General features: G+C 51.1%; 1 protein-coding gene. It reads right to left on the minus strand.

Going from position 1 to position 235, the window contains the following annotated elements; translation table 11 throughout:
• Positions 1–235 (minus strand): hypothetical protein (locus ACM0OZ_RS49425; protein ID WP_414590250.1); only part of this gene is annotated, 235 nt, incomplete at both ends.

Raw genomic sequence — 235 nt, forward strand, 5'->3', positions numbered from 1 at the left:
AGCAATCTCGCGAGCAACTTTAAGGGCTTCGGGCAACACTTGGGGCAGTTTGTCAACTAAAGCTGTTAGGGCATAGATGCGATATTCTTCATCAGCAATCTCGCGAGCTACCTGAAGGGCTTCGGGCAACACTTCGGGCAGTTTGTCAACTAAAGCTGTTAGGGCATTGGCGCGACTAGATTCATCAGCAATCTCGCGAGCAACTTTAAGGGCTTCGGGCAACACTTGGGGCAGT

The organism is Scytonema sp. PCC 10023 (assembly GCF_963920835.1).
Taxonomy (GTDB): Bacteria; Cyanobacteriota; Cyanobacteriia; order Cyanobacteriales; family Nostocaceae; genus Kalymmatonema.